The organism is Salinivibrio sp. IB282 (genome assembly GCF_001995685.1).
Lineage (GTDB): Bacteria > Pseudomonadota > Gammaproteobacteria > Enterobacterales > Vibrionaceae > Salinivibrio > Salinivibrio kushneri.
This window is the reverse complement of sequence record NZ_MUET01000119.1, coordinates 1-3,710: the sequence shown is the minus strand read 5'-3', so window position 1 is coordinate 3,710 and position 3,710 is coordinate 1. Positions and strand designations below refer to the sequence as shown.

Sequence of the window (3,710 nt, the reverse complement as noted above, 5' to 3'; positions counted from 1 at the left end):
AGTCAGTGTGCATCATGGTACTGGCGCGGGGATCATCGTCAATGGGCAAATTTTTCTTGGCCAGAACCGGAATGTGGGTGAACTTGGTCATGTACAGATCGATCCACTGGGTAAAAAGTGTCAGTGTGGCAACTTTGGCTGCTTAGAAACCGTGGCGTCGAACGAAGCGATCATTGAACACGCGCAACAGCTGCTTGCACAAGGGCATCCCAGTAGCCTCAGTTATGATCAAAGTCTGACTATTGAAGCGATTTGCCAAGCCGCAGAGCAAGGTGATGAGTTGGCGCGCCAAGTATTGGTGAAAGTCGGTAATCATCTGGGTAAAGCGATCGCGATGACCGTCAATCTATTTAACCCACAGCTGGTGGTCATTGCGGGCAAGATTACTGCAGCGAAAAGTGTGGTCTTCCCTGCCATTGAGCGCTGTGTCGAGAATCAATCATTGCCAAGTTTCCACGAAAAGCTGGCGATTGTTAGCGCCGACCTAGAGGCTCAGCCGACAATGGCTGCGTTTTCCTTAGTCAAGCGGGCGATGCTTAATGGTGAGCTCCTACAAGAGCTGCTAGAAGAGTAAGACGTTAGTCAGAAAGCCGAAATTGCCTGGCTAACACCAGTCAGGCTTTATCTACCTGCGATGAGCGTATGCATAAAGCCTCGCTGATACGCCGGCATACTCACTGGGAGTCGAGCACTCCCCTCTTTTTCCATCCCGCCTATTGCATCCACGCCTCTAATCACTCAGTCAGCACCCTGTCTTGAGTCACCTTTTTTAAGTCAATCTGTTTATGTCACCCATGCAGCAAAAGGCTGGAAGCTTTCGTCGATCGGCGCTTCACCGCCACTGTCCCTATACTGTCGGTTCTCACGCTTCCTGATTTTACATTCACATACTGACCACAAAACGTGTACATTATAGCCACGTTAGCGACAACGCCTTGTCTCACTCAACTTTAGAATAAGTACAAGATATGGAACTGGTTTTTATTTCCGCCGCATTTATCAGTGGCTATGCATTAATGCGCTGCCATCTCCCGCCGTTGGTTGGCTTTCTTATCGCGGGCTTTGTCCTGCATGCCATGGGCTACCAGTCGACACCGGTGATCACGCAGTTGGCCGATCTGGGTGTCACCTTGCTGCTGTTTACTATCGGCTTAAAGCTTGATGTCAAAACCTTGCTTGCCAAAGAAATCTGGTTTGGAGCCACGGCCCATAATGTCCTGACAACCGCCTTTTTTACTCTCGCGCTAATGGGCCTTAAAGCACTGAGCATTCCTATGCTGTCAGGCATGAGTCTATCTGAGATGCTGCTGCTTGGCTTCGCGCTTTCATTTTCTAGCACCGTCTTTGCCATCAAAGCGCTGCAAGAAAAAGGGGAGCTGAATGCCACCTATGGCACCTTGGCCATCGGTATGCTGATCATGCAAGATATCTTTGCCGTGATTTTCCTCACCGCGACATCGGGCAAAACCCCCGAACTGTCCGCCCTCCTCCTCTTTGGTTTACCTCTGCTAAAACCGCTATTGGGTAAGCTTTTGGACAAGGCAGGTCACGGTGAAATCTTGGTTCTTTATGCCGTATTCCTGGCCCTTGTAGCTGGTGCGGGGCTTTTTGAGGCGGTAGGGATTAAACCCGACTTGGGCGCGCTTATTCTCGGTATGCTGCTTGCCAGTCACCCACGTGCATCCGAAATGGCCAAATCACTGTTTAATATGAAAGAGCTGTTTCTGGTTTGCTTTTTCCTCAACATTGGCTTATCCGAGCAGCCTACCTGGCAGAGCTTTAGTTTTGCACTGATCTTGATGTTATTACTGCCCATCAAGGGCGTACTCTACTACTGGATCGTCAGCGGCTTTCGATATCGAGTTCGTACGGCCTTATTCACCACGCTCACCTTATTCAACTTCAGCGAGTTTGGACTTATAGTGGGTGGCTTGGCGTATAAAACAGGACTGATGCCCGGCCCGATCCTGGTTTCCATCGCCATTGCGGTATCACTCAGTTTTGCCTTTTCCGCTCCCCTCAATACCTTTAGTAACCAGCTGTATGGGTGGGCGTCACGTTGGCTGCCTGAACGTGCCCCCGACAAGCTTCACCCCAGTGATCAACAAATCAATCTCGGTGATGCCAACATATTGGTACTCGGGATGGGACGCATTGGCTCAGGTGCCTACGACGAACTTGCCACCACACACCACCAACCGATTGTGGGGATTGACACACGAGAAGACTCGGTGACGCGTCATCAGCAAGAAGGACGACGTGTCATTTTAGGCGATGCAACCGACCCCGACTTTTGGTCGCGGGCGGTGTCTGATGGCAATATCTCGCTCATTCTACTCGCCATGCCTCATAGCCATGCCAATACACTGGCGCTCGAGCAAATTCGGCAAACGGGATTTAATGGCAAGGTTGCCGCCATTGCTAAGTACCAAGACGAGCTTGATCAACTTAAAGCACTTGGCGTGGATGAAGCCTTTAATATCTACCAAGAGGCGGGCAGCGGCTTCGCGCGCCACGTGAGAGACCGCTTCTCTCACCCGGATAGCTAGCGCCCCATGGCGACACGACGCACGCACAAGCCTCGTTGCTTGTGCGTTTTTGTATAAAAACTGCACCATTTTTAAATTTAATTCGATATATTTATCTTTTATTAAATTTCATTCACTATAAGGCGATTTTAGATAACGAATTTGTTTTATCTACTTGTGTCTTTCTCTGCCACAGGGCAAAGTGTGGTTAACAAGTCGCCGCCAGTCGCCCTTTATCGGGGCATAACACGGCGACAAACACCGCATAACATAAACAGAGAGGAAGATTATGTGTTCAATTTTTGGAGCGCTTGACATTAAAACCGACGCGCAACAATTGCGGGAAGTCGCGTTAAAAATGTCGAAGACCATGCGTCACCGTGGCCCAGACTGGTCAGGGATTTATTCGTCTGAAAAAGCGATTCTCGTCCATGAGCGCCTTGCGATTGTCGATCTTAACAGTGGGGCACAACCACTTTATAACCAAAACCAAACTCAAGCCCTCGCAGTCAACGGTGAGATCTACAATCACAAAGAGCTCCGCGCTGAGTTTGCCCCCGACTACCCGTTTCAAACCGAGTCTGACTGCGAAATTATTCTCGCCCTATATCAAGAGAAAGGCCCAGAGTTACTCGATTACCTCAACGGTATCTTTGCCTTTATTTTGTATGATGAGGAGCAAGATGCGTATTTAATTGGTCGTGATCATATTGGCATTATCCCGCTTTATCATGGCCACGATGAGCACGGCAACTATTACGTCGCGTCTGAGATGAAGGCGCTAGCCCCTATTTGTAAAACCATTAGTGAGTTCCCTCCGGGTCACTTTTTATGGAGCAAGCAAGGCGAGCCCGTCCGCTATTACAAACGCGCATGGATGGAATACGATGGCGTAAAAAACAGCACCACGGATAAGGCGGCACTCAAAGAAGCCCTAGAGAAAGCAGTTCATCGCCAATTGATGACGGATGTGCCTTATGGTGTATTGCTGTCCGGCGGGTTGGACTCATCGGTGATTTCCGCAGTGACCAAGCAGTATGCCGCCAACCGCATCGAGGATGACGACCAAAGCCAAGCATGGTGGCCACGTTTGCACTCGTTTGCTATCGGCCTGGAAGGGGCGCCGGATTTGAAGGCCGCCAAAGAGGTCGCTGATCACCTTGGCACCGTTCACCACGAGTT

Annotated in this window: 3 protein-coding genes; all 3 read left to right on the top strand. The window is 50.0% G+C overall.

Annotated features, from left to right (window positions below; translation table 11 throughout):
* The coding region (locus BZG14_RS14810) for an ROK family protein (RefSeq protein ID WP_131825201.1) at positions 1–574 on the top strand (574 nt) is incomplete at its 5' end.
* A gap of 394 nt (positions 575–968) precedes the next feature.
* The gene (locus BZG14_RS14805; protein ID WP_077456608.1) at positions 969–2,549 is read left to right on the top strand and encodes a cation:proton antiporter family protein; all 1,581 of its coding nucleotides are present in this window, start codon (positions 969–971) and stop codon (positions 2,547–2,549) included.
* Between the two features lie 268 nt (positions 2,550–2,817).
* The coding region (gene asnB / locus BZG14_RS14800; RefSeq protein ID WP_131825200.1) for an asparagine synthase B at positions 2,818–3,710 on the top strand (893 nt) is incomplete at its 3' end.

Excerpts from the sequence above, each read along its gene's own strand:
- BZG14_RS14805 (WP_077456608.1), top strand. The coding sequence starts at position 969 with ATGGAACTGGTTTTTATTTCCGCCGCATTTATCAGTGGCTATGCATTA.